Origin of the sequence: Curtobacterium oceanosedimentum (assembly GCF_020297365.1) — a bacterium.
Taxonomy (GTDB): Bacteria; Actinomycetota; Actinomycetes; order Actinomycetales; family Microbacteriaceae; genus Curtobacterium.
In genome coordinates, this window is sequence record NZ_JAIXIG010000019.1 from 48816 (window position 1) to 69884 (window position 21069).

The window sequence follows — 21069 nt, forward strand, 5'->3', positions numbered from 1 at the left end:
TAGCCGGGTCACGGCCGGAACGGTAGCGCAACTGAACGGTACCCATCAGGAACGCTCACTTCCGCTACCGCATCCCGGACCTCCACACTGATCCCATGACGACGTTGTACGAGCACCCCGCCACCGACCACGACGCGCTGGCGGACCAGTCCGTCGCACTCGTCCGCCAGTGGCTCGCCGAGGCCGAGTCGTACCCGGTCGACGGCTCCGCGAAGCAGCTCGCCGGCGTGCTCGCCGACCCCGCCGGCCTGGACTTCGCCGTCGGGTTCGTCGACGGCGTCGTCCGCCCCGAGGACCTGTCCGTCGCCGCCCGCAAGCTCCGGCAGATCGCGCCGGACGCCCCCGGGTTCCTGCCCGCCGCGCTGCGAGGACTCGTGCGCCTCGGCGGCGGCATGGCCCCGGTCCTGCCGACCGTCGTCGTGCCCATCGCCCGACGGGTCCTCCGGGACATGGTCGGACACCTCATCGTCGACGCGACCGACTCCAAGCTCGGCCCGGCCATCGCGAAGATCAAGCGCGACGGGGTCCGTCTCAACGTCAACCTGCTCGGCGAAGCCGTCCTGGGGGAGCGCGAAGCCGCCCGCCGCCTGGAGGGCACGCACAAGCTGCTGGCCCGCGACGACGTCGACTACGTGTCGATCAAGGTCTCGTCCACCGTGCACCCGCACTCCCCGTGGGCGTTCGACCACGCGGTCGACGACATCGTCGAGCAGCTCCGCCCGCTGTTCGCGCGCGCCGCGGCCGCCACCCCCGCGAAGTTCATCAACCTCGACATGGAGGAGTACAAGGACCTCGACCTCACCATCGCGGTCTTCACCAAGCTCCTGGACGAGCCCGCGTTCCTGCACCTCGAGGCCGGCATCGTCCTGCAGGCCTACCTGCCCGACGCGCTCGCCGCGATGCAGCACCTGCAGGAGTGGTCCGCGGCCCGCCGCGCCCGTGGCGGAGCGGGCATCAAGGTCCGCCTGGTCAAGGGCGCCAACCTGCCGATGGAACAGGTCGAGGCGTCCGTGCACGGCTGGCCCCTCGCCACCTGGCACACCAAGCAGGACTCCGACACCAACTACAAGCGCGTGCTCGACTGGGCGCTCACCCCCTCCCGCGTCGAGAACGTCCGGGTCGGCGTGGCCGGGCACAACCTGTTCGACGTCGCGCACGCCTGGCTGCTCGCCGGTGAGCGCGGGGTGCGGGACGGCATCGAGTTCGAGATGCTGCTCGGCATGGCGCAGGGCCAGGCGGCGGCCGTGAAGAACACCGTCGGCTCGCTGCTGCTCTACACGCCCGTCGTGCACCCCGGTGAGTTCGACGTCGCGATCGCGTACCTGATCCGCCGCCTGGAGGAAGGGGCCTCGCAGGACAACTTCATGTCGGCCGTGTTCTCCCTGGTGTCCTCGCCGCCGCTGTTCGCCCGCGAGGAAGCCCGCTTCCGGGCCTCGCTCGAGCCGCTCGCGCAGCCCGGCGGACTCGACGCGCCGCCGTCGCACCGCGTCGCCGACCGCTACGCCGCCGTCGGCCGCCCCGGCCCCGGTCACTTCGAGAACACCCCGGACAGCGACCCGTCGGTCGGTGACGTCCGCTCCTGGGGCGCCGCGATCACGGACCGGATCGGGTCCTCGACGCTGGGTGCGTCGGCCGTCCGGGAGGCCCGGGTCGACTCCGCCACGCAGCTCACCTCGGTGCTCGAGCGCGTCCGCGCCGCCGGTGCGGTCTGGGGCAGCTGGTCCGGCGCCGCCCGCGGAGCCGTGCTGCACGCCGTCGGCGACGCACTCGAGGCGAACCGGGCAGCCCTGATCGAGGTGATGGCGTCCGAGACGGGCAAGACCATCGACCAGGCCGACCCCGAGGTGTCCGAGGCGATCGACTTCGCCCACTTCTACGGCTCGCTCGCCGCCTCGCTCGACGAGGTCGACGGTGCGACCTTCACGCCCGCCGCGCTGACGCTGGTCGCGCCGCCGTGGAACTTCCCGGTCGCGATCCCCGCCGGCTCGACCCTCGCCGCGCTGGCCGCGGGGTCGGCCGTCGTGCTCAAGCCCGCGCCGCCCGCCGAGCGCTCCGGCGCCGTGCTCGCCTCGGTCATCGAGACCGCACTCGACGCCATGGGTGCGCCGGCGGACGTGCTCGCCTTCGTGCAGGTGGCGGAGGACGAGCTCGGGCAGGAGCTCATCACGTCGCCGATGGTCGACCAGGTCATCCTGACCGGCGCCTACGAGACCGCCGAGCTGTTCCGCTCGTTCCGCCCCGACCTGCCGCTGCTCGCCGAGACCTCCGGCAAGAACGCGATCATCGTCACCCCGTCGTCGGACCTCGACCTCGCCGTGAAGGACGTCGTCGCCTCGGCCTTCGGGCACGCCGGACAGAAGTGCTCGGCCGCGTCGCTCGTGGTCATGGTCGGCTCGGTCGCGAAGTCCAAGCGCTTCCGCAACCAGCTGCTCGACGCCGTGTCCTCGCTCACCGTCGGCTACCCGACCGACCCGTCGACCCAGATGGGCCCGGTCATCGAGCCGGCATCGGGCAAGCTGCTCAGCGGCCTGACGACGCTCGGCGAGGGGGAGTCCTGGGCCGTCGAACCGAAGCGCCTCGACGAGACCGGCAAGCTCTGGAGCCCGGGTGTCCGACAGGGCGTCCGCCGCGGCTCGGAGTTCCACCGCACCGAGTACTTCGGCCCGATCCTCGGCATGATGACCGCCGACACCCTCGACGAGGCCATCGACATCGTCAACGAGGTCGACTACGGCCTGACCTCGGGTCTGCACTCGCTCGACCCGGCCGAGATCGGCACGTGGCTCGCGCGCATCGAGGCGGGCAACCTCTACGTCAACCGCAGCATCACGGGCGCGATCGTCCGCCGCCAGCCGTTCGGCGGGTGGAAGAAGTCGGCGGTCGGTGCGGGCACCAAGGCCGGTGGGCTGAACTACCTGCTCGGGCTCGGGTCGTGGACGCCGGCTGTTGCGACCGAGGGCTCGGCCGTCTCGGCACCGGTCTCGGCGTTCGTCCGGGCCGCCGGGGTGACCTCGGACGTGCTCGGTCGTGCGCTCGCGTCGGACGAGCAGGCGTGGTCGACGCTGTTCGGCACCGCGACGGACGTCTCGGCGCTGAGCGCGGAGCGGAACATCGCCCGCTACCTGCCGTTCCCCTCGGTGCAGGTGCGGCTGTCCTCCGTCGGCGAGGACGCCGTCCCGGAGCTCGTCCGCGTCGTCGCCGCTGCGCTGCGTGCCGGCACGACGATCGACGTCTCGACGGCGGCGACGCTGCCGTCGTCCGTCGCGTCGGCGATCCGCTCGCTGCCGATCGTCCGGTCGCTGTCGCAGACCGTGTCCGACGAGTCCTTCGCGAGCTCGATCGCGTCGGGGCCGTCGACCCGGGTCCGGCTCGTCGGCGGGGACGCCTCGGCGCTGACCACCGCGATCGGTGGACGTCCGGACGTCGCGGTGTACGGCGGCCCGGTGACCGAGGCCGGGCGCCTCGAGATCCTGCCGTTCGTCCGGGAGCAGGCGGTGTCGATCACGGCGCACCGGTTCGGGACGCCGAACCACCTGACCGACGACCTGATCTAGCGGCTGCGGCGCTGCGCGGCGCTGCGCTGCGCAGCCTGCGCCCAACCGAAGTCGACTCGAACCGCGGAATCACGTGGTTCGAGTCGATTTCGGTGCCGCCGACTGTCCGGTCGCCGCACCGTGCGGGGGTGCTCCGAGGTGGCGAGGGTTGCCTCGGGTGCGCGCCGCGACCAAGGCGCGCACCCGGCGGCCCTGCGTCGGGTCGACCGACGAGGAGCCCCAGCATGACCGAACCCTTCGCCCGCCCGACCGCGCTCGCCCACGTGCGGGTGACCGTGACCGACATCCACCGCAGCAAGGCGTTCTACCAGCAGCTGCTCGGCACCGAGCCGGCCATCGACTTCAGCGACCAGGTCGACGAGCCCGGCGTCCGCGAGGACCGCGAGCGCTTCTACGGCGGAGCGGTGTTCCGGCTCGGCGACCAGGTGTTCGGGCTCCGGCCGGTCGCTCCCGCCGGGCAGACCTTCGACCCGGACTCCGTCGGGCTCGACCACGTCAGCTTCGTCGTCGGGTCCGTCGACGAACTGCACGAGGCCGCCGCACGGCTCGACGCCGCCGGGGTCGAGCACGGCGAGGTGACCGACCTCGGCGACGCCGGCATGGTGATCCTGTCGGTGCAGGACCCGGACGACATCAACCTCGAGCTGGCCGCCCTGAAGGGTTGACGCACGACGCCGTCGGCCTCCACGATGAGGACATGCGCATCATGGGGGCCATCGGGCGGGGGATCGGGTCCGTCCTGCGGACGGTCGGAGCGGTGCTCGGCACCCTCAACGGTGCGAAGCCCGCCGGCGACGACCTGGCGGTTCGGCTGTACCGGCCGCGGCGGGACGACCACCGGCCCTGACCCGGTTCGGATCCGGCTCGCACAACCGAAGTGCTCCCGAACCGCACGATCGCGTGGTTCGGGGGCACTGTGGGTGTGCGCCGGCGCGGGCCGGCGCGGCCGGCGCGACGGGTGGGGCGCGGCCGGGCGCGCTCGGCGGGGGTCAGTCGGCGGCGGCGGGCTGCGGCGCGACCATCGAACTGGTCACGAGCTCGCGGAGCTCGGCGGGCAGGGGGACCGGGCGGCGGGCGCCCTCGCGGTCGATGATGACGTGCACGAACTCGCCGGTGGCGAGCAGGGCGCCGTCGGACTGGCGGAACAGGCCGAACTCCCACGACAGGCTGGTGTTACCGAGGTGCTTCGAGCGCATCCCGACCTCGATGACGTCCGGCCAGACGGCGGACTCGACGAAGTGGCAGCTCGAGGACACCAGCACGGCGATCCACTCGGACGAGAACGGGTCGAGCCCGGCGACCTCGCGGAACCAGTACGTCGACGCGTTGTCCATCGCCGAGTAGTAGATCGTGTTGTTGACGTGCCCGAACATGTCGTTGTCGTTCCAACGGGTGGGGTAGTCGCGGCGGAACGGGTACTCGTCGATGGTCATCGGTCTCCGATCGGTGGTGCTGGTGTGGAGCGCGTCGTGTCGGGCCGCAGGACGTACTCGAAGGCCGCACGGGCTCGGGCGGGGTCGGGGGCCTCGCCCGAGATGAACTCGGCGTAGGTGAACGACTCGGAGATCCGGACGAGCAGTCGAGCGAGTTCCTCGGCCGACAGCGGCGCAGGGTCGAACGTACCGGACGACTCCTGCTCCTCGATGAGTGCGGTCACCCGGCCGACGAACCGGCCCTGCACGTCACTGTCCGAGGTCGTCAGCAGGCGCATCGCCCGCGCCGGCTCGCGCGTCAGGAACGCCCGGAAGTAGGGCGCGTCGATCAAGTCCGCGGTGAACCGGTCGAGCACGGCGACGAGCCGCTCGGCACCGGTCGATCCGGTGGCGTCCGCGGCGCGGGTGGCACCGTCGAGCGTCGGCACGGCGAGGGACCACAGGATCTCGGACAGCAACCGGTCACGGTTGCCCACCCACCGGAACAGCGACGTCCGGTCCACGCCGAGCGCGGCAGCCAAGGCGCCCATGTCGATCCGGGAGCCGGCGATGAAGGTGTGACGGGCCTCCCGGAAGGCGCGCAGCGCAGAATCCGATGTGTACACGCAACCCTCCCTTGCAACGTTTTCGAGAATGATGCATCGTTGGTTCCATGTCAACGACGGCGCTCCCGACGACCCTGCTCGAATCGGACTTCTACGGCTTCCAGCAGCAGCTGACGGAGCCGGAGCGGGCGTCCATCGGACGGCTGCGCGAGTACCTCGAGCGCGAGGTCGCGCCCATCGCCGACGAGTACTGGGCGCGCGCCGAGTTCCCGACGCAGGTGATCGCGCCGCTGGCCGAGCTCGGCATGTACGGGCCGGGTGTGCCGCTCGTCCGGCAGTTCGAGAACTCCGCCGTGTACCGCGGCTGGGCGGCGCTCGAGCTCGGGCGTGTCGACGCGAGCGTTGCGACCTTCATCGGCGTGCAGTCCGGCCTGGCGATGAACTCCATCGCGGTGGGCGGCAGCGACGAGCAGCAGCGCGAGTGGCTGCCGCGCATGGCCGCGGGCGAGGTGATCGGAGCCTTCGGGTTGACCGAACCGCTGTCCGGCAGCGACTCCGCGCGCGGGCTGCGCACGACGGCCCGGCGCGAGGGCGACGAGTGGGTGCTCGACGGTGAGAAGCGGTGGATCGGCAACGCCACCTTCGCCGACGTCGTCGTCATCTGGGCGAAGGACGTCGCCGACGAGCAGGTCAAGGGCTTCCTCGTCACCACGGACACCCCGGGCTTCACCGCGACCAAGATCGAGGACAAGATCGCGCTGCGCGGCGTGCAGAACGCCGACATCGTCATGCAGGGCGTCCGCGTGCCCGAGGCGCGGCGGCTGCAGCGGGCGACGTCGTTCCGCGCGACGGCCGAGGTGCTCCGCCTGACCCGCACCGAGGTCGCTTGGCAGGCGATCGGCATCGCGGTCGGGGCGTACGAGGCGGCGCTGTCCTACGCGCGCGAGCGGATCCAGTTCGGCAAGCCGATCGCGTCGCACCAGCTCGTGCAGGACCTGCTCGTGAAGTCGCTCGCCAACATCACGGCGTCGATCGCGCTGTGCACGCAGGCCTCGGCGATGCAGGACAGCGGTGCCGGGGGCGACGAGCACTCGGCGATGGCCAAGGCGTTCGCCACGGCGAAGATGCGCGAGACCGTCGGATGGTGCCGCGAGGTGCAGGGCGGCAACGGCATCGTGCTCGAGAAGGGGGTCGCGCGGTTCTTCGCCGATGCCGAGGCGATCTACTCGTACGAGGGGACGCGGGAGGTCAACACCCTGATCGTCGGGCGGGCGATCACCGGGCAGGCTGCGTTCGTGTAGCGGTCGGCCGGGGGTTCGGTCGGGCCGGGGCCGAGCGGTCCGCTGGTCCGTGTCAGGCCGTGGTCGCGGTTCGCTGGTCCGTGTCAAGCCGGGGCGAGCGGTTCGCTGACCGCCGTCAGGCCGGGGTCGACTTGAGCAGCCGGTTCACCGCGATCATCGCGCCGCCGACCACCGCCGGGACGCCGCCGCCGGGGTGCACCGACGCACCGACCCGCCACAGCCAGGGCCGCCAGGGGTCGTTGTACGAGGGCCGGTGGAACGGCCCGCTCAGCCACGGCGGCCGCGCCGCACCGTAGAGCGCACCGTGCGGTTCGCCGCCCTGGCCGTAGTACTGCGGGTCGAGCACGACCTGCTCGTCGAGCAGGTCGGTGAGGGGACGGTCGAGTCCCATCGCCCGGGAGACACGATCGACCTCGCGCCGTACGAAGGGGTGCTCCGCCGTGTAGTGACCGCCGTCGGCGGGGGCGGTGAGCAGGATCCCGACGGTGCTGCGCGGGTTCGGGTACACCTCGCCCGCGCGGTACTGGTTGACGAACACCATGGTGTCCGCCGGCTCGTCGCCGGCCTCGAGGCTGCGGTGCAGCGCAGCGGGCTTGGTCGGGAGCACGACGCTGTGCGCGGCGAGGTGCGCCGGCAACTCCTGGCGCAGGACGCCGTACACCGCGACGGCCGAGCAGGACAGGGTGCGGGGGCGCAGGCGGGGGAGCGGCGGGATCCGCGACGGGCCCGTCAGCGTGGTGAGCCGGTCGGCGTCCAGGGCGCTGACGACGAGGTCGGCCGGGTACCGCCCGGCTTCGGTGGTGACCCACCCGCGCTCGATGCGGGTGACGGTCTCGCCGGTGCGCACCTCGGCTCCGGCGGCCTCGGCCAGTCGGCCCAGCGCGAGCACGATCTCGTAGATCCCGCCGCGTGGCACCCAGGCCCCGGTCTCGGCCATGATCGCCGGCATGCTCGCGTAGAGGGCGGGGGTGCGTGCGGGGGAGACGCCAGCGTTGAGCGTGTGGATCGCGATGATCTCGCGCAGCCCGTCCGGCAGCCACGGCAGGCCGTCCAGGTAGGCACGCGTCGTGAGGCGCGACCCGTAGACGGCCAGCAGCCGACGGAGTGCAGGGAGGGCCGCGCGGTCGAGGGGGTCGGCGAGCAGCAGCTCGGTCACGTCGTCGGCGAGGGGCGCGTGCAGGTCCGAGAACCGGCGCCAGGCGGGGTACCACGGGTGGTCGGGCGCGACCGGCAGCGAGGTCTCCTCGCCGTCGTGGTAGTAGCGTCCCACCTCGGGCATCCGCACCAGGTCGAGGTGGCCGTCGTCGCGATTGCGCTCGCCCGCTCCCGCACCCGCACCCACGCCGGCACCTGCGCCTGCGCCCGCGCTCTGGCTCTCGCCGAGTCGCCGCAGCAACTCGTCCCACACGGCGGGGAACGTCATCAGCGACGGGCCGGTGTCGATCCGGTCCGCACCCAGGTGGATGCGCCGGCTCTTGCCGCCGAGCTCGGCGGAGGATTCGAGCAGGGTGACCCGATGGCCAGCATGAGCGAGCAGCGCGGCGGCGGTCAGTCCGCCGATGCCGCCCCCGACCACGACGATGCGACTCACGAGCGGCCTCCCAGCACGATCGACACCATGAGGAGCACCCCGACGAACGACCCCGCGATGTACGGGAAGGCGACCGACAGACGGTACAGGCGGTGCCCGGTCTCCGGCGTCGGGTCGCGCAGCAGGGACACCACGAGGATGCCGGCGATGAGCAGGTTGACGGCGGCCACGGGCACGCTCACCACGGCGAAGAGTGCCGTGGACACGATCCACCAGGCCCCGCTCCACCACGCCGTTCCTCGCGCCCCGAGCCGGACCGCCGTGGTGGTGATGCCCGCATCGCGGTCCTCCACGATGTCCTGCACCGCGTCGAAGGCGTGCTTTGCCACACTCCACGCCATCAGGCCGACGGCAGCCGGCCACACCGGGGTGACCGAGAGTGCCGCGGGGACGATGACCAGCGGCAGCGCGTACGCGGCGTTGCTCAGCGAGTCGAGGAACGGCCGCGCCTTGAAGCGCAGCGGCGGTGCGGAGTAGAAGACGAAGACACCCGCGTAGAGCAGGATCACCGCGCTCGCGAGCGGCGGCAGTGCGATGGAGAAGTACACGAGGAACGGCACGTTCACGATCGCGACGGCCCAGGCGATGAGCCGCACCTCGGACTGCCGGATCCTGGCACCCTCGATCGATCCCTTGCGGGGGTTGGCCGCGTCGGTGTCCTGGTCGTAGATGTCGTTGACGCCGTAGATGAGCAGGTTGAACGGCAGCGTGAGCCACAGGATGAGCGGCAGCGCCCGCACGTCGAATAGCATGCCGGTGAGCCACACGGCGACGAGTCCGGAGCCGATGGTGTTGATCCACAGCACCGGACGCGAGATCAGCAGGAGCCGGCGCACGGCCGGTCCGATCCTGAACGGCGCGGTGCGCGGCATCCGCTCGAGGCCGTCAGTCACCCGCCCGAGCGTACCCGGCCGACGGTGCGGCCGGACGCCGGCTTCCGCGCCACACTGGTCGGATGCGCATGATGCTGCTCACCGCCGGCACCCGTGGCGACGTCGAGCCCTTCGCCGCACTGGCGCGACACGCCCTGTCCCGCGGACACGAGGTCCGGCTGGCGCTTCCGGACGACGCGGTCGCGCCCGAGGGCGTCGACAGCGTGCGCCTCGGTCTGGACGCGCACCGGGTGCTGTTCCCCACCCGGCGCACCCCTCGGGCGCTCGCACACCACCTGCGCGCCGAGGTGCGTCCCGCGATGCGGCGGATGCTCGCGGCCGCGGTGCGGGAGAGCGTCGCGTTCGACCCCGACGTCGTGGTGCACCACCCGCTGGTCCTGAGCGCGCCGATGGCGGCGGACGCGCTCGGTGTTCCGCGCGTGCTGGTGGAGTTCGCGCCCGTGGCCACCCCGAGTCAGCGCTTCCCCGCCGCCGGCGGCCCGACGGCGACCCGGGACCTCGGCCCGCGCAACCGGTCCACCTACGCCGTCCCGCGCGCCGTCGCCCGTCTCTTCGACGCCGACGTGGCGCGCGCCGCCGCCGAGCTGCCGGGCGGTCGTCGTCCCGCGCGGCGGTCGCCGTCACGGGCGACGCTCATGGCCGTGAGTCCCGTGTTGCTCCCGCGGCCCGACGACTGGCCGGAGCGGGTGCACCAGACGGGGGCCTGGTACGAGGAGGAGCCGGCGGCGTCACCTGATCCCGAGGTGAGCGCGTTCCTGCGGGCCGGCCCCTCCATCGTCGCCTCGTTCGGATCCATGGCGACGGGGACGGCGCGGGACGCCTCGGCTCGAGGGTCCGCGATCGTCACGGCGGCCCGCACGCACGGCCTCCGGGTGCTGCTCGTCACCGGCGCGGGCGGCCTCGCGCTGCCGGCCGAGCTCCGTGGCCCTGACGTGCTGACGGTGCGGTCGACGCCGTTCGACGCGGTGCTGCCGAGTGCGACGCTCGCCCTGCACCACGGCGGGGCCGGCACCGCGCACGCCGTTGCCCGGGCCGGCGTGCCCGCGGTCGTCGTGCCCGTCACCGCGGACCAGCCGTTCTGGGCCGCCCAGCTGCACCGACAGGGGGTGGCCGCCACACCGGTCCCGCTGCGTCGCATGTCGACGGGCACGCTCGAACCCGCGATGCGCGACGCCCTGACCCGCCGCGACCGTGCCGCCGACGTGGGGCGACGGATGCGCGGAGAGCACGGGGTGGAGCGGGCGCTCGACGTGCTCGAGGCGCTCTGAGCCGTGCTCGCGGAGACGGGCCGGGAGCGTCGGCGGTTCCTCCTCCGGTTCGGGTCTGCCACTCAGCCGAGCAGCTCGGGTCGCTGCCAGTCCTCGTCGAGCACGTGCTGCCCGAGGAACGCGAACACCGTCTCGTACCAGACCGTCGCGTGCTGCGGGGAGAGCACCCAGTGGTTCTCGTCCGGGAAGTACAGGAACCGGTGCGGCATCGAACCGTCCGGCGCCGCGTGGTGCTCGGCCAGCTCGGACCAGAGCCGCAGCCCCTCGCCGATCGGCACGCGGTAGTCCTTGTCGCCGTGGATCACGAGCATCGGTGACGAGATCTCGGCGACGAACCGGTGCGGGTCGTTCGCCGCGATGCCGTCCGCGTCGAAGATCGACGACCAGTACTGCGACGAGTCGGTCGTGCCGTTGAACTGGTCGAGCGCCCACAGGCTCGCGTGGGTGACGATCGCCCGGAACCGGTCGGTGTGGCCGGCGACCCAGTTCGCCATGTAGCCGCCGAACGACCCCCCCATGGCAGCCGTGCGGGTCTCGTCGACGTCCGGCCGGGCCGCGACCGCGTCGGTGATCGCCATCAGGTCGGTGTACGGCGCCTGCCCCCAGGCGTTCCACCCGCGGTTCACGAAGTCGAGGCCGTAGCCGGTCGACAGCGCGGGGTCCGGCAGCAGCACGGCGTACCCGCGGGCCGCGGCCAGCATCGGGTTCCACCGCCACGACCACTGGTTCCACGAGTTCAGGGGCCCGCCGTGGATCCAGAGCAGCAGCGGGTGCGGTCCGTCGCCGTCGGGCACGACCAGCCAGCCGCGCACGCGGGCGCCGTCGGCGACGGTCGTCTCGACCTCCTCCAGGTGCGCGGGGACGTCCGGCAGGGGCGCCGGCGTCGCCAGCGTGGTCACGGTGCCGTCCGCCGCGATCCGCACCGGGTGCATCGGCGCCGCCCAGGAGGCCCGCAGCGCGACGACCACGCCCGTCGCCTCCGCCACGCGCAGGTTCGAGTACGCCCAGTCGTCGTGCGTCAACTGCTCGACCGCGCCGCCGTCGAGGGGGATCCGGAAGACCGGCGCGCGGCCGTCCTGGTCGGCGACGGCGAGCAGTGCTCCGTCGCCGTGCTCGAACACGAGCTCGCTCGGCCAGCGGTCCCAGTCGGCGGCGACACGACGGGCGTCCGAGCCGTCGATGCCGGCGACCCAGACCTCCTGCTGGTTCGCGCCGGCGGGTGTCGACCGGACGGTCCGTACCCATGCGATCGTCCGGCCGTCGTGGCTGAGCGCGGGCAGTTCGTGGTCGACGTCGACGTCGTCGAACAGCACCGTGCGGTCGCCGCTGGACAGGTCGATGGTGACCAGCGTCGAGCGGTCCCCACGGGCCTCCCGGACGCCCACGGCCGCGAGCAGCACCGATCCATCAGGGGTGAGTGCGCCGCTGACGTGGTCGAGCGACCTGCCGGGAGCCGGCGTGCGGTCGACCGGCTGCTCGGGCGCGACGGCGTCGGGCGTCGAGCCCGCCGCCGTGACGGGTCCGGGCACGAGTTCGAGGGTGAGGACGTGGGTCTGGTCCGGCCCGAGGTCGTGGTCCCAGTACCGCACCGGGTAGGTCTCGTGCAGGATCGCGCGGACCTTCTTGTCGGTGCGGGCCTTCCGGAGCTCGGCGTCGGCGTCGAGCACCGTCGCGGCGTCGGTGCCGGCGCCGGGGAGCAGGTCGGCGGTGAGCGCGACCACGTCGGCGGCCGCCGCGGTGGCGAGCACGCCACCCACGCCGCCGGCCAGACGGGTGAGCGGGCGGGCCTCGCCGCCGGTGGACGGCAGCACCCAGAGTTGGGCGGTCTCGAGCTCCGCAGCCCCGGCGTCGGGACGGGCGGAGACGAACAGCAGGTCGCCGGTGCGGGTGAAGGCGATGCCGCCCTCGCCCTTGGCGGAGCGGGTGAGGCGCACCGGGCGTCCTGCCGTGTCGCCGGTTCCGCCGCTGTCGCCGGTCGGTGTCGCGGGCACCTGCCAGATCGAGCGACGGTACCCGGTGCGGTCGTCGTCGAGCGTGCTGACGGTCAGGGCGACCCGCGTGCCGTCCGGGTCGATGGCGATCCCGTCGACGCGGGGGAGCGCGATGTACTGGTCGAGGTCCGAGAAGGGCGTGCTCATGCGTTCACCCCCACCAGGTCCTCGGCCCAGAACGCGGCGATCTGCTCCGCGACGGCGGCTCCCTGCGCGCGTCCGGCCTCGGCCGACGGCGCCTGCGTGGCGAGGGAGAGCGAGTTCGTGCCGAAGGCCTGCTGCGACGCGCTGTCCGCCACGACGACCTCGACCGACGAGCCGCCGGCGCGGAGGGCCTCCACGGCGACGTCGAGCCACGGCCCGCACGGCGACGGACCCTCGGGCCCGCACGCGATCACCAGGACGCGCTCGTGCCCCGCTGCCGCGTCGGCGTTGGTGCCGGAGCGTACCCCGCCGTCGACGTAGGGTCGGCCGTCGATCGTGACGGGGGTCCAGACGAAGGGCACCGAGCAGCTCGCGGCCACGGCCCGGGGGAGCGGGATGCCGTCCGCCGCGGTGAGGAGCCGGAAGGTGCCGTCGGTCGCGTCCACCGCGGTGACGGCCAGGGCCTTCGCCGGCCACTCGGTCGAGGGCAGGGTCTCGCCGAAGGTCGCGGTGCGTTCGTCGTCGCTCTGCCCACCGACGACCTGCTGGGCTGCGCGTCCGAGTCGTGCTCGGGCGTCCTGTTCACCGGTCGCGCCCTGCAGTGCGGCACCGATGTGCTGCTGCACGGCTTCGACGTCGATGGGTGCGGGTTCGACGTACGTGGTCGGTGCCGGGGTGTGCTGCTGGTCGAAGGCCTGCTGCACGGCGCCGTTCCGGACGAACGCGCCCACGACGCTGCCGGCGCTCGTGCCGACGACCAGGTCCGCGGCGTCGAGGTCGACGCCGGCGTCCTGCAGCGCGGAGAGGACGCCGACCTCCCACGCGATCCCGGCGACACCTCCGCCACCGAGGACGAGGGCTCTGGATCCGGGAACGGGTGTCGTGACGTCGGTCATGCGTCCTGCTTACCAGTTGCGTGCGACGGGCCGGCGCAGGCCGTCAGGTCCTGTGGAGAGCCCACCTGTGGACAACCCCGTCCGCGTCGGTGGCGTGACCTAGCGTCGAGGGCATGGGGCAACAGCGTTCAGGACGGGTCGGCACGGTCGTGTGGCCGATCGTGGTGGCTGCTGCGCCCACCGCGGCGTTCCAGCTGCCGAACCTGTTCGTCACGCCGGCGGTCCGGCTGTCGCTCGTCGCGTTCGGACTCGTCGTGCTCGCCGCGGCCGTGACGGTGCAGGTGGTGCGGACGCGGCGCAGCGACGCTGCGCGGGCGGTGGCCGAGGACAACGCGACCGCGGCGGAGCTCGAGCAGTCGACGGCGGTCCGGTACGCCTTCGGCCAGATCGCCACCCGGCTCGTCCGGTTCGCCGAACTGCCCCGGTCCGAACGCCACGGCGAACTCTCCGTCGTCGCCGACCGCGTCGCCGTGGCCCTGGCCTTCTACCTGCTGCCGAAGGTGCCCGACGTCCGCGCCAACGTCTACCAGTTGTCCACCGATCTGCGCGCGCTCGAGCCGATCGGTCACGGGGGTGCCGGCGACACCGCCGGGGTCTTCCGCGCGGGCACGCCCTACGGCGACCGCAACCTCGAGTGGGTGCTGGTCGGGGGATCACCCCGGATCGTCGGCGACCGCTCCGCCGACGTCGACGTCGACCAGGACCTGCCGGGCTTCGAACCGCGGTACACCTCGTACGTCTCGGTGGTGATCCGGTCCGACCAGTACTCGTTCGGCATGCTCACCGTCGACTCCCCGGTGCCCGACGCGTTCACCGACCTCGACGCGAAGGTCATCGCGATGATGGCGTCGTTCATGGCCGTCGCGTTCTCGTTGACCTACTCGTTCCCCGAGCGCGACCGCGATCCAAGGAAAGGCCCGTGATGCTCACACGCTCTGTCGGACGCTCGACGTACGATGCCCCCATGACGACCGTGAACCCTGCTCCGCCGTCGTTCGGGCGTGCCCGGATCTCATCACCGAACTGGAACGACACCACCACCGACGCCGACTACGAAGACCTCGACGTCATCGCCGCCAACATCGAGCGCGAGCGCGCTGCAGCCCGACTCCGGGTCACCGCAGCCATCGCTGCGCGTCTGGGCCGCTGACCCGTCCCGCATCGTCCGCGACGAACGGCTTCCACACGTGTGTGGGAGCCGTTCGTCGTCCGTGCAGCGTGTGCCGGAGCCGGACTACGGCGCCTCGGTGACGTCGATGAGCACCTTGCCGACCGTGTCCTGCTCGACGGCGTCGTGTGCCGCGGCGGTCTGCTCGAGTGTGAACCGGGTGAGCGGCAGGCCGGCGTCCTCACCGACGGGCAGGACCCCGTCGCGCAACGCCGCGGTGACGTCCTCCGCGGCGGCCGCCAGGGCCTCGTCGCCGATCGTGTAGAGCAGCAGGAACTGGTACCGGGCGTTCACGCTCATGTTCGGCCGGATCGGCAGGCTCGCCTCGTCGCCGCCGTTGTTCGCGTAGATCGAGACGACGCCGTGGTTCGCCAGGACGTCGGCGACCAGCGCGGCGTTCTGTGGGATCGACACCTCGACGACGATGTCGACACCGTCGGGCGCGACGGATCGGATGCGCTCGGCAGCGTCGTCCTGGTGGTAGTCGACGGTGTGGTGGGCGCCTGCTGCGGTCGCGAGCGCGGCCTTGTCGTCCGAGCTGATCGTCGTGATCACCGTCGCGCCGGCCCAGCGGGCGAGCTGGATGGCGGCATGTCCGACGGCTCCGGCGCCTCCCGCGACGAGCACGGTGAAGCCGTCGAGGGCTCCGGGCTCGAGTCGGGCGGGGCCGTTCTCGTGGGTGGTGAGCGCCCGGTGCGCCGTCATCGCGGGGACGCCGAGCGAGGCGCCGACGTCGAACGAGACGCCGTCGGGCAGCGGGACCACACGCGACTCGGGGACGACCGTGTACTCCTGCGCGGTACCGGTGGGACGGGATGCCGCGGCCATGAACAGCCACACGTGGTCACCGACGGCCAGGCGCTCGACGCCCGGGCCGACGGCGTCGACGACACCGGCGCCGTCCTGGTTCGGGGTGATCTCGGGAAAGGGGAGGTCGTCGCCGTAGGTGCCGCCGGCACGGGCCTTCCAGTCGGTCGGGTTGACGCCGGAGACGACGACGCGGACCCGGACCTCGCCGGCGCCGGGTTCCGGGGTGTCCCGTTCGACGAGTTCGAGGACGCTGCTGTCACCGGGCTTCGAGTAGACGATCGATCGCATGCTCCCAGGCAACCACTCGGCGCCGTCGGGGATTCCGAGTGGGGGAGGTCGAGGTCCGTGCGGCACATCGTGAGCAGGAATGGTCGGGTGCGCGCCTCCGACCCGACCATTCCTGCTCACCAAGCGCCGCCGACCCGCGCGGCCCGGCCCGACCGACCCACGCCCGCCAAGCCCGCGCCAGCACGTCGACCCACGACGCCCGCGCCTCAGCGCGCGTCATACCCCTCGCGCGCCGTCGCCACGTCGGGCATGTGCGTCGTCGCCCAGTCCTCGAGCGGCACGAGCACGGTGCGCAGCGAGCGGCCCAGGTCGGTGAGCTCGTACTCGACGTGCGGCGGGATCTCGGGGAACACCGTCCGCGTCACCATGCCGTCGCGTTCCAGCGCCCGCAGGGTCTGCGTCAGCATCTTCTGCGAGACGCCCTGCACCCGGGCGGCGAGCGCCGAGTACCGTGCGGGACCGTCGGCGAGCGCACCGATGGTGAGCACACTCCACCGGTCGCCGATGCGGTCGAGCAGCTGTCGACTGGGGCAGTCCGCCGCGTAGGGGCTGTACTCGAGAGCCGACATGGAGTCCTCCGTCACGCACTGTCAGGTGCCTACTTACTGATAGAGAGTAACTCTTGTACGGTGAGTGTCAACGCCCGGCCGGTACGAGCACTCGCACCGCCCACCGCTCCACGAAGGGAACACCATGACCAACATCGTCGTCTTCGGAGGCACCGGTTACGCCGGCTCCGCCATCACCCACGAGGCCCTCTCGCGTGGCATCACCGTCACCGCAGTCGCCCGCGACACGAGCAAGCTCGAGCCGGCCGACGGCCTGACCCTGGCGCAGGGTGACGCCTTCGACGCCGACTTCGTGTCCGAGGTCACGAAGGGCGCCGACGTCGTCGTCGTCTCGCTCCACGCCGTGCAGGCGGACGGCAGCGAGCTCAAGGACAAGTTCCAGCACTTCGTCGACGCCGCCGCTGCGACCGGTGCTCGGCTCGGCATCGTCGGCGGTGCCGGCTCCCTGCGCGTCGCCGAGGACGGGCCCCAGCTGTTCGACACCGACGGCTTCCCGGACGCGTTCAAGGGCGAGGCGAAGAGCCACGCGCAGATCCTCGACGCCCTCCGCGCCTCGGACACCGAGGTCGACTGGTTCTACGTGAGCCCCGCCGCGGCCTTCGGCAGCTACAACCCCGGCGAGCGTCGCGGCACCTACCGCACCACCGACGAGGTCCTGCTCACCGACGCCGAGGGCAACTCCGACATCTCCGGTGCCGACTACGCCATCGCCTTCGTCGACGAGATCGTCACCCCCGCGCACCACCAGACGCGGTTCGGCGTCGCCTACTGACGCAGTTCGGCTCCACTCCGCACAACCGAGGTCGCCCGGAACCACGCGAACGCGTGGTTCCGGGCGACTTCGGTTGTGCGCCGTTCCGCAACCCCGCCGCGCCGCCACCGCCCGGCGCGACCAGCGGGCGGACGGGAGGCACGGGGCGGGGCCGCCCCGTGCCTCCCGTCCGGTCCGTGCCGCGCCCGCAACGGGGCGCAACGCGTCGGCCGCGACCCGCGCGCAACGCGCAGGCGCCGCCCGCGGCCGCCGCTCAGTGCGCGACGATCGCCGGCACCGGCAGGTGGTGGCGCATCCGCACCGACAGGTGCAGGCCTCCGCGGCGGGCCAGCACGACCGCGATCACGGCCGCAGCCGCAGCGGGGACGCCGCCGGCGACCATCATCCCCACGTGTGCGCCGAAGTGGTCGACGACCTGGCCCATGATCGGTCCGCCGATTGCCTGTCCGCCGAGCAGCACCAGGACGTAGAGCGACATCACGCGGCCACGGATCGCCACGTTCGACGACAGCTGCACGAGCGAGTTCGAGGCCGTCATGAACAGCAGCTGCGACATCCCGACGGCGACGAGCGCCACCGTGAACGGCGCGATGACCGGGATCGACCCCGAGACGACGAGGAGCACGCCCGTCCAGAACACCCCGCCGACGATGGTCCGCAGCCGGACGACCGCTCGTCGTGTGGACAGCAGGGCCCCGGCCAGGGCGCCGACCGCGACGGCCGAGTTGAAGACCCCGTAGCCGCCGGCACCGACGTCGTAGACCTGTGACGCGAAGGCGGACAGCAGCACGGGCATCGTCAGCGCGAAGACCGAGAAGAACGCGACGAGGATCACCGGCACGATGATCGTCGGCTTCGCCACGGCGTAGCGCAGGCCCTCCACCAGCTGACCCTTGCCGCGTGGGGCCGGGGGTGTGCGGTGCAGTTCGGAGACCTTGAGGAACCCGAGGGTCACGACGACGGCGACGCACGCGACGGCGTTGACCCCGAACGACCACCCCGCGCCGACCGCCACGAGCAGGGCGCCGGACAGCGCCGGGCCGATCATGCCGCCCAGCTGGAACACCGACGAGTTCACGCTGATGGCGTTCCGCAGGTGCTGGTGCCCGACGATCTCGGTGACGAACACCTGACGCGCCGGGTTGTCGACGACCGTGACCATGCCGACCAGGAACGCGATCACCCAGATGTGCCAGGCCTCGACCACGCCGGCGAGGGTCAGCACGGCCAGCAGCGCGGACAGCACCGCGAAGGCGCCCTGCGTGATCATCATGAGCGCACGCTTCGAGAACCGGTCGACCAGCACGCCGCCGAGCAGCCCGAACAGCAGCATCGGCGCGAACTGGCACGCCACGGTGATGCCGACCTGTGCCACCGACCCGGTCAGCTGCAGCACGAGCCAGTCCTGTGCGATGCGCTGCATCCACCCGGCGGTCATCGCGACGAGGTTCGTCGCCGTGAACAGCCGGAAGTTCGGCACGGACAGGGCGATGAGCGTGTGGCGCCAGGGTGGCCGGGTGGTCTGGACGGGGAGCGGTTCGGTGGGCGGTGGGAGGGTCGTCGGTGACGCACTCACGGTGTGGGGTCCTCCGGACGTCGGCGTGGATCTGGTACCCCATCGAAACTACGTGGTCGCGCGTCATTCGACACCCCTATGGTGGCTATCACTCCATTGCGATGTCGAATGAGGTCGCACCGACGGAAGGCGCGACGTGCTCGATCCGGTCCTGTTGCAGACGTTCCTGGCCGTGGCGGAGACCGGCAGCTTCACGCAGGCGGGCGCCCGGCTCGGCATCAGCCAGCCGACGGTGTCGCAGCACGTGCGGCGGCTCGAGACGGCGGTGTCGCGGACCCTGGTCGCACGGGACACCCGCGGCGTCGCGCTGACGGACAACGGTGATGCGATGGCCGGGTTCGCGCGGACGATCCTCGCCGCGCACGCGACCGCCGACGCCTACTTCTCCGGCGCCGCGACCCGCGGGCGGCTGCGGTTCGGGGCCGCCGACGACCTGGCCATCACGCAGTTGCCGCGGATCCTGCGGGACTTCCGTCGGCTGCACCCGCAGGTGAACCTCGAGCTCACGGTGAACCAGTCGGCTCCGTTGCTCCGCCGCGTGCACGCCGGACAGCTCGACCTGGTGTTCATCAAGCAGACCGCGGGGGAGTCCGCCGAGGGCACCCGGGTCGCCACCGACCAGATGGTGTGGATGGCGCAGGACGGCATCGCCCTCGAGCCCGGGGAGCCCGTGCCGCTCATCGCCTACCAGGCGCCGAGCATCAGTCGGCAGATGGCGATCGACGCGCTCGAGGCCGCCGGCCGCACCTGGCGGATCACCTGCAACACCCGCGACGTCAACGGGGTGCTCGCCGCGGTGCGCGCGGGCATCGGCGTGGCGGTGTTCCCGCACTCCCTCATCCCGGCGGACCTGGTGAAGGTGTCGCAGCGGCTCGCGCTGCCGGACCTGCCCGCGGTCGACTACGTCCTCATCGCGAACCCGACGGTGCAGCGCGAACCGATCGACGCGCTGACGAACGCGATCCTGTCGCGCGGGGTCGTCCGCGCCGTCTGAGCCGCGGACGGGTCGGGCGCCCACGTGGACGCGACGCGGGCGTGGGCACGGCGTGGGCGCGGGTACGGGCACGACGCCGGCGTGGCGGTTCGACGCCGCCGAGTCACCGAGTCACCGAGACGCCGCTGTTTCCGGAGGCGTCTCGACGGCGGGGCGGCGTGTTGTTGAGACGACGGCGTGCAGCCGAGACGCCGGCGTGGTGGTTCGGCGCCGCGGAGTCAGCGAGACGCCGCTGTTTCCGGAGGCGTCTCGACGGCGGGGCGGCGTGTTGCTGAGACGACGGCGTCTCGCGACAAGAGAGGGGACCTCGACGCCGCCGCCGCCTCCGCTACGGCGCGAGCGTCGGGGTCGTGCCGGTCCCGGTCAGGTCCGGCAGCGTCACGCCCGCGAGCGGCAGGAGCGCAGCGGCCACCGCCCAGAGCAGCACCAGCGTGCCCACCCCGCCGAGGACCGCACCGAGCAACCCGACCGGCCGCTGCCACGTCGCCAGGGGGTTCCGCACGGTGGCGATCGAGAGCACCAGCGCGAGCACACCGAGCACCAGGCCGACACCGTGCACGGTCCCCGGCGCGGTGAACCACCAGGCCGCGAGTCCGATCGTCGCGGCTCCGGCGACGGCGCCGAGCACCGCGCCCGGCGTCACGCCGACCAGGGGGCGTCGGTCCGGCGTCGCGGCCGACGTGGGCTGCTCGATCGCCTCGGTCGGGAGGCCCGGGTCGGCCCCGGCGGACACGTCCGGTGTCACGGACGGTGCGACCGGAGCCACGGGCGGCCGGGTCGCATCGGGTGCGGTCGGAGCTGCCGACGCGGACGGAGCCGCGTGCAGGACGGCGTCGAACGAACGGGTGGGCGGGGTCGGCGCGGGCTTGGCCGCCCGCTGGTGTGCGAAGCGTCGGGGCGTGCGGTAGCCGATCGGGCCGACGGGCTCCGGCTCGGCGCCCTCGACGACGACGTGCTCGAGTCCGGGCACCGAGAACCGCGGCTGTCCGGCGCCCGGCGCGATCGGTGCGGCGGGCGGGACGGGCGGAGCGGGTACGACGGGCGCAGCGGTCGGCGCCGGACGGGCGGACTGCGCCACGACGGCGGGCTCGACCGGCACCGCGGGGACGACCGCGGCGGGAGCAGGGACCACCGCACCGTCCGCCGGGCTGCTGGCCGCGTCGCCGGTCGTCGGCTCGGGGGCGGCCGCGGGGCCCGCGGTCACCGGGGACACCGGCATGGCGAGCGCCGCGCCGGGGGTGATCGCCGCCGGGGGAGCCGCCGGGTTCTCGAACGG

Annotated in this window: 18 protein-coding genes and 1 pseudogene; 9 read left to right on the forward strand and 10 right to left on the reverse strand. The window is 72.7% G+C overall.

Going from position 1 to position 21069, the window contains the following annotated elements; all coding sequences use genetic code 11:
• Positions 1–95 precede the first annotated feature (95 nt).
• The 3 genes from LEL83_RS10150 to LEL83_RS10160 all read left to right on the forward strand — a co-directional run bounded on the left by LEL83_RS10150 (position 96) and on the right by LEL83_RS10160 (position 4401).
• A complete protein-coding gene (locus LEL83_RS10150; RefSeq protein ID WP_225558715.1) occupies positions 96–3554 on the forward strand; it encodes a proline dehydrogenase family protein in 3459 nt (1152 codons plus the stop codon).
• Between the two features lie 224 nt (positions 3555–3778).
• Complete coding sequence (locus LEL83_RS10155; protein ID WP_225558716.1) at positions 3779–4219, forward strand: VOC family protein; 441 nt, start codon at positions 3779–3781, stop codon at positions 4217–4219.
• A gap of 32 nt (positions 4220–4251) precedes the next feature.
• A complete protein-coding gene (locus LEL83_RS10160; protein ID WP_225558717.1) occupies positions 4252–4401 on the forward strand; it encodes a hypothetical protein in 150 nt (49 codons plus the stop codon).
• 142 nt (positions 4402–4543) lie between these two features.
• Here LEL83_RS10160 and LEL83_RS10165 read toward each other — a convergent pair whose 3' ends face one another.
• Positions 4544–4987: an acyl-CoA thioesterase gene (locus LEL83_RS10165; RefSeq protein ID WP_225558718.1), complete on the reverse strand. Its 444-nt coding sequence runs from the start codon at positions 4985–4987 to the stop codon at positions 4544–4546.
• Complete coding sequence (locus LEL83_RS10170) at positions 4984–5592, reverse strand: QsdR family transcriptional regulator (protein ID WP_225558719.1); 609 nt, start codon at positions 5590–5592, stop codon at positions 4984–4986. The genes LEL83_RS10165 and LEL83_RS10170 overlap by 4 nt, the downstream gene beginning before the upstream one ends.
• Positions 5593–5639: 47 nt before the next feature.
• On the opposite strand from LEL83_RS10170, the gene LEL83_RS10175 reads away from it, so the two are divergent.
• Positions 5640–6833 carry an acyl-CoA dehydrogenase family protein gene (locus LEL83_RS10175; RefSeq protein ID WP_225558720.1) on the forward strand — a complete coding sequence of 398 codons (1194 nt, stop codon included), beginning with the start codon at positions 5640–5642 and terminating at the stop codon, positions 6831–6833.
• A 115-nt stretch (positions 6834–6948) separates the two neighbouring features.
• Here LEL83_RS10175 and LEL83_RS10180 read toward each other — a convergent pair whose 3' ends face one another.
• Together LEL83_RS10180 and LEL83_RS10185 are read right to left on the reverse strand one after the other, a co-directional pair.
• Positions 6949–8424, reverse strand: a complete 1476-nt coding sequence (locus LEL83_RS10180) for a phytoene desaturase family protein (RefSeq protein ID WP_225558721.1) — start codon at positions 8422–8424, stop codon at positions 6949–6951.
• On the reverse strand, positions 8421–9317 hold the full coding sequence (locus LEL83_RS10185) for a UbiA family prenyltransferase (RefSeq protein ID WP_225558722.1): 897 nt from the start codon (positions 9315–9317) through the stop codon (positions 8421–8423). The genes LEL83_RS10180 and LEL83_RS10185 overlap by 4 nt, the downstream gene beginning before the upstream one ends.
• Positions 9318–9379: 62 nt before the next feature.
• Here LEL83_RS10185 and LEL83_RS10190 point away from each other — a divergent pair, with 62 nt between their 5' ends.
• Positions 9380–10585, forward strand: coding sequence for a glycosyltransferase (locus LEL83_RS10190; protein WP_225558723.1), 1206 nt, complete (start codon positions 9380–9382; stop codon positions 10583–10585).
• A gap of 62 nt (positions 10586–10647) precedes the next feature.
• Here LEL83_RS10190 and LEL83_RS10195 read toward each other — a convergent pair whose 3' ends face one another.
• Positions 10648–12723, reverse strand: coding sequence for a S9 family peptidase (locus LEL83_RS10195; protein WP_225558724.1), 2076 nt, complete (start codon positions 12721–12723; stop codon positions 10648–10650).
• Positions 12720–13616: a patatin-like phospholipase family protein gene (locus tag LEL83_RS10200; protein ID WP_225558725.1), complete on the reverse strand. Its 897-nt coding sequence runs from the start codon at positions 13614–13616 to the stop codon at positions 12720–12722. Before LEL83_RS10200 ends, LEL83_RS10195 begins: the two co-directional genes overlap by 4 nt.
• 113 nt (positions 13617–13729) lie before the next feature.
• On the opposite strand from LEL83_RS10200, the gene LEL83_RS10205 reads away from it, so the two are divergent.
• Both LEL83_RS10205 and LEL83_RS10210 read left to right on the forward strand, forming a co-directional pair.
• Positions 13730–14539: a GAF domain-containing protein gene (locus LEL83_RS10205; protein ID WP_225558726.1), complete on the forward strand. Its 810-nt coding sequence runs from the start codon at positions 13730–13732 to the stop codon at positions 14537–14539.
• A 41-nt stretch (positions 14540–14580) separates the two neighbouring features.
• Complete coding sequence (locus LEL83_RS10210; RefSeq protein ID WP_111093138.1) at positions 14581–14766, forward strand: hypothetical protein; 186 nt, start codon at positions 14581–14583, stop codon at positions 14764–14766.
• Positions 14767–14850: 84 nt separating this feature from the next.
• Here the strand turns inward: LEL83_RS10210 and LEL83_RS10215 are convergent, their stop codons facing one another.
• A complete protein-coding gene (locus LEL83_RS10215; RefSeq protein ID WP_225558727.1) occupies positions 14851–15882 on the reverse strand; it encodes an NADPH:quinone reductase in 1032 nt (343 codons plus the stop codon).
• 206 nt (positions 15883–16088) lie between these two features.
• Complete coding sequence (locus LEL83_RS10220; RefSeq protein ID WP_225558728.1) at positions 16089–16451, reverse strand: winged helix-turn-helix transcriptional regulator; 363 nt, start codon at positions 16449–16451, stop codon at positions 16089–16091.
• A gap of 124 nt (positions 16452–16575) precedes the next feature.
• Here LEL83_RS10220 and LEL83_RS10225 point away from each other — a divergent pair, with 124 nt between their 5' ends.
• Entirely contained in the window at positions 16576–17223 is a 648-nt protein-coding gene (locus LEL83_RS10225; RefSeq protein WP_225558729.1) for an NAD(P)-dependent oxidoreductase, read from the forward strand.
• Between the two features lie 253 nt (positions 17224–17476).
• On the opposite strand, the gene LEL83_RS10230 is transcribed toward LEL83_RS10225, so the two are convergent.
• A complete protein-coding gene (locus LEL83_RS10230; protein ID WP_225558730.1) occupies positions 17477–18799 on the reverse strand; it encodes an MFS transporter in 1323 nt (440 codons plus the stop codon).
• A gap of 136 nt (positions 18800–18935) precedes the next feature.
• Between LEL83_RS10230 and LEL83_RS10235 the strand changes: the two genes are divergently transcribed.
• Positions 18936–19793, forward strand: a complete 858-nt coding sequence (locus LEL83_RS10235; RefSeq protein WP_198658250.1) for a LysR substrate-binding domain-containing protein — start codon at positions 18936–18938, stop codon at positions 19791–19793.
• Between the two features lie 328 nt (positions 19794–20121).
• Here LEL83_RS10235 and LEL83_RS10240 read toward each other — a convergent pair.
• Positions 20122–21069: pseudogene (locus tag LEL83_RS10240) on the reverse strand (hypothetical protein); the annotation flags it as partial.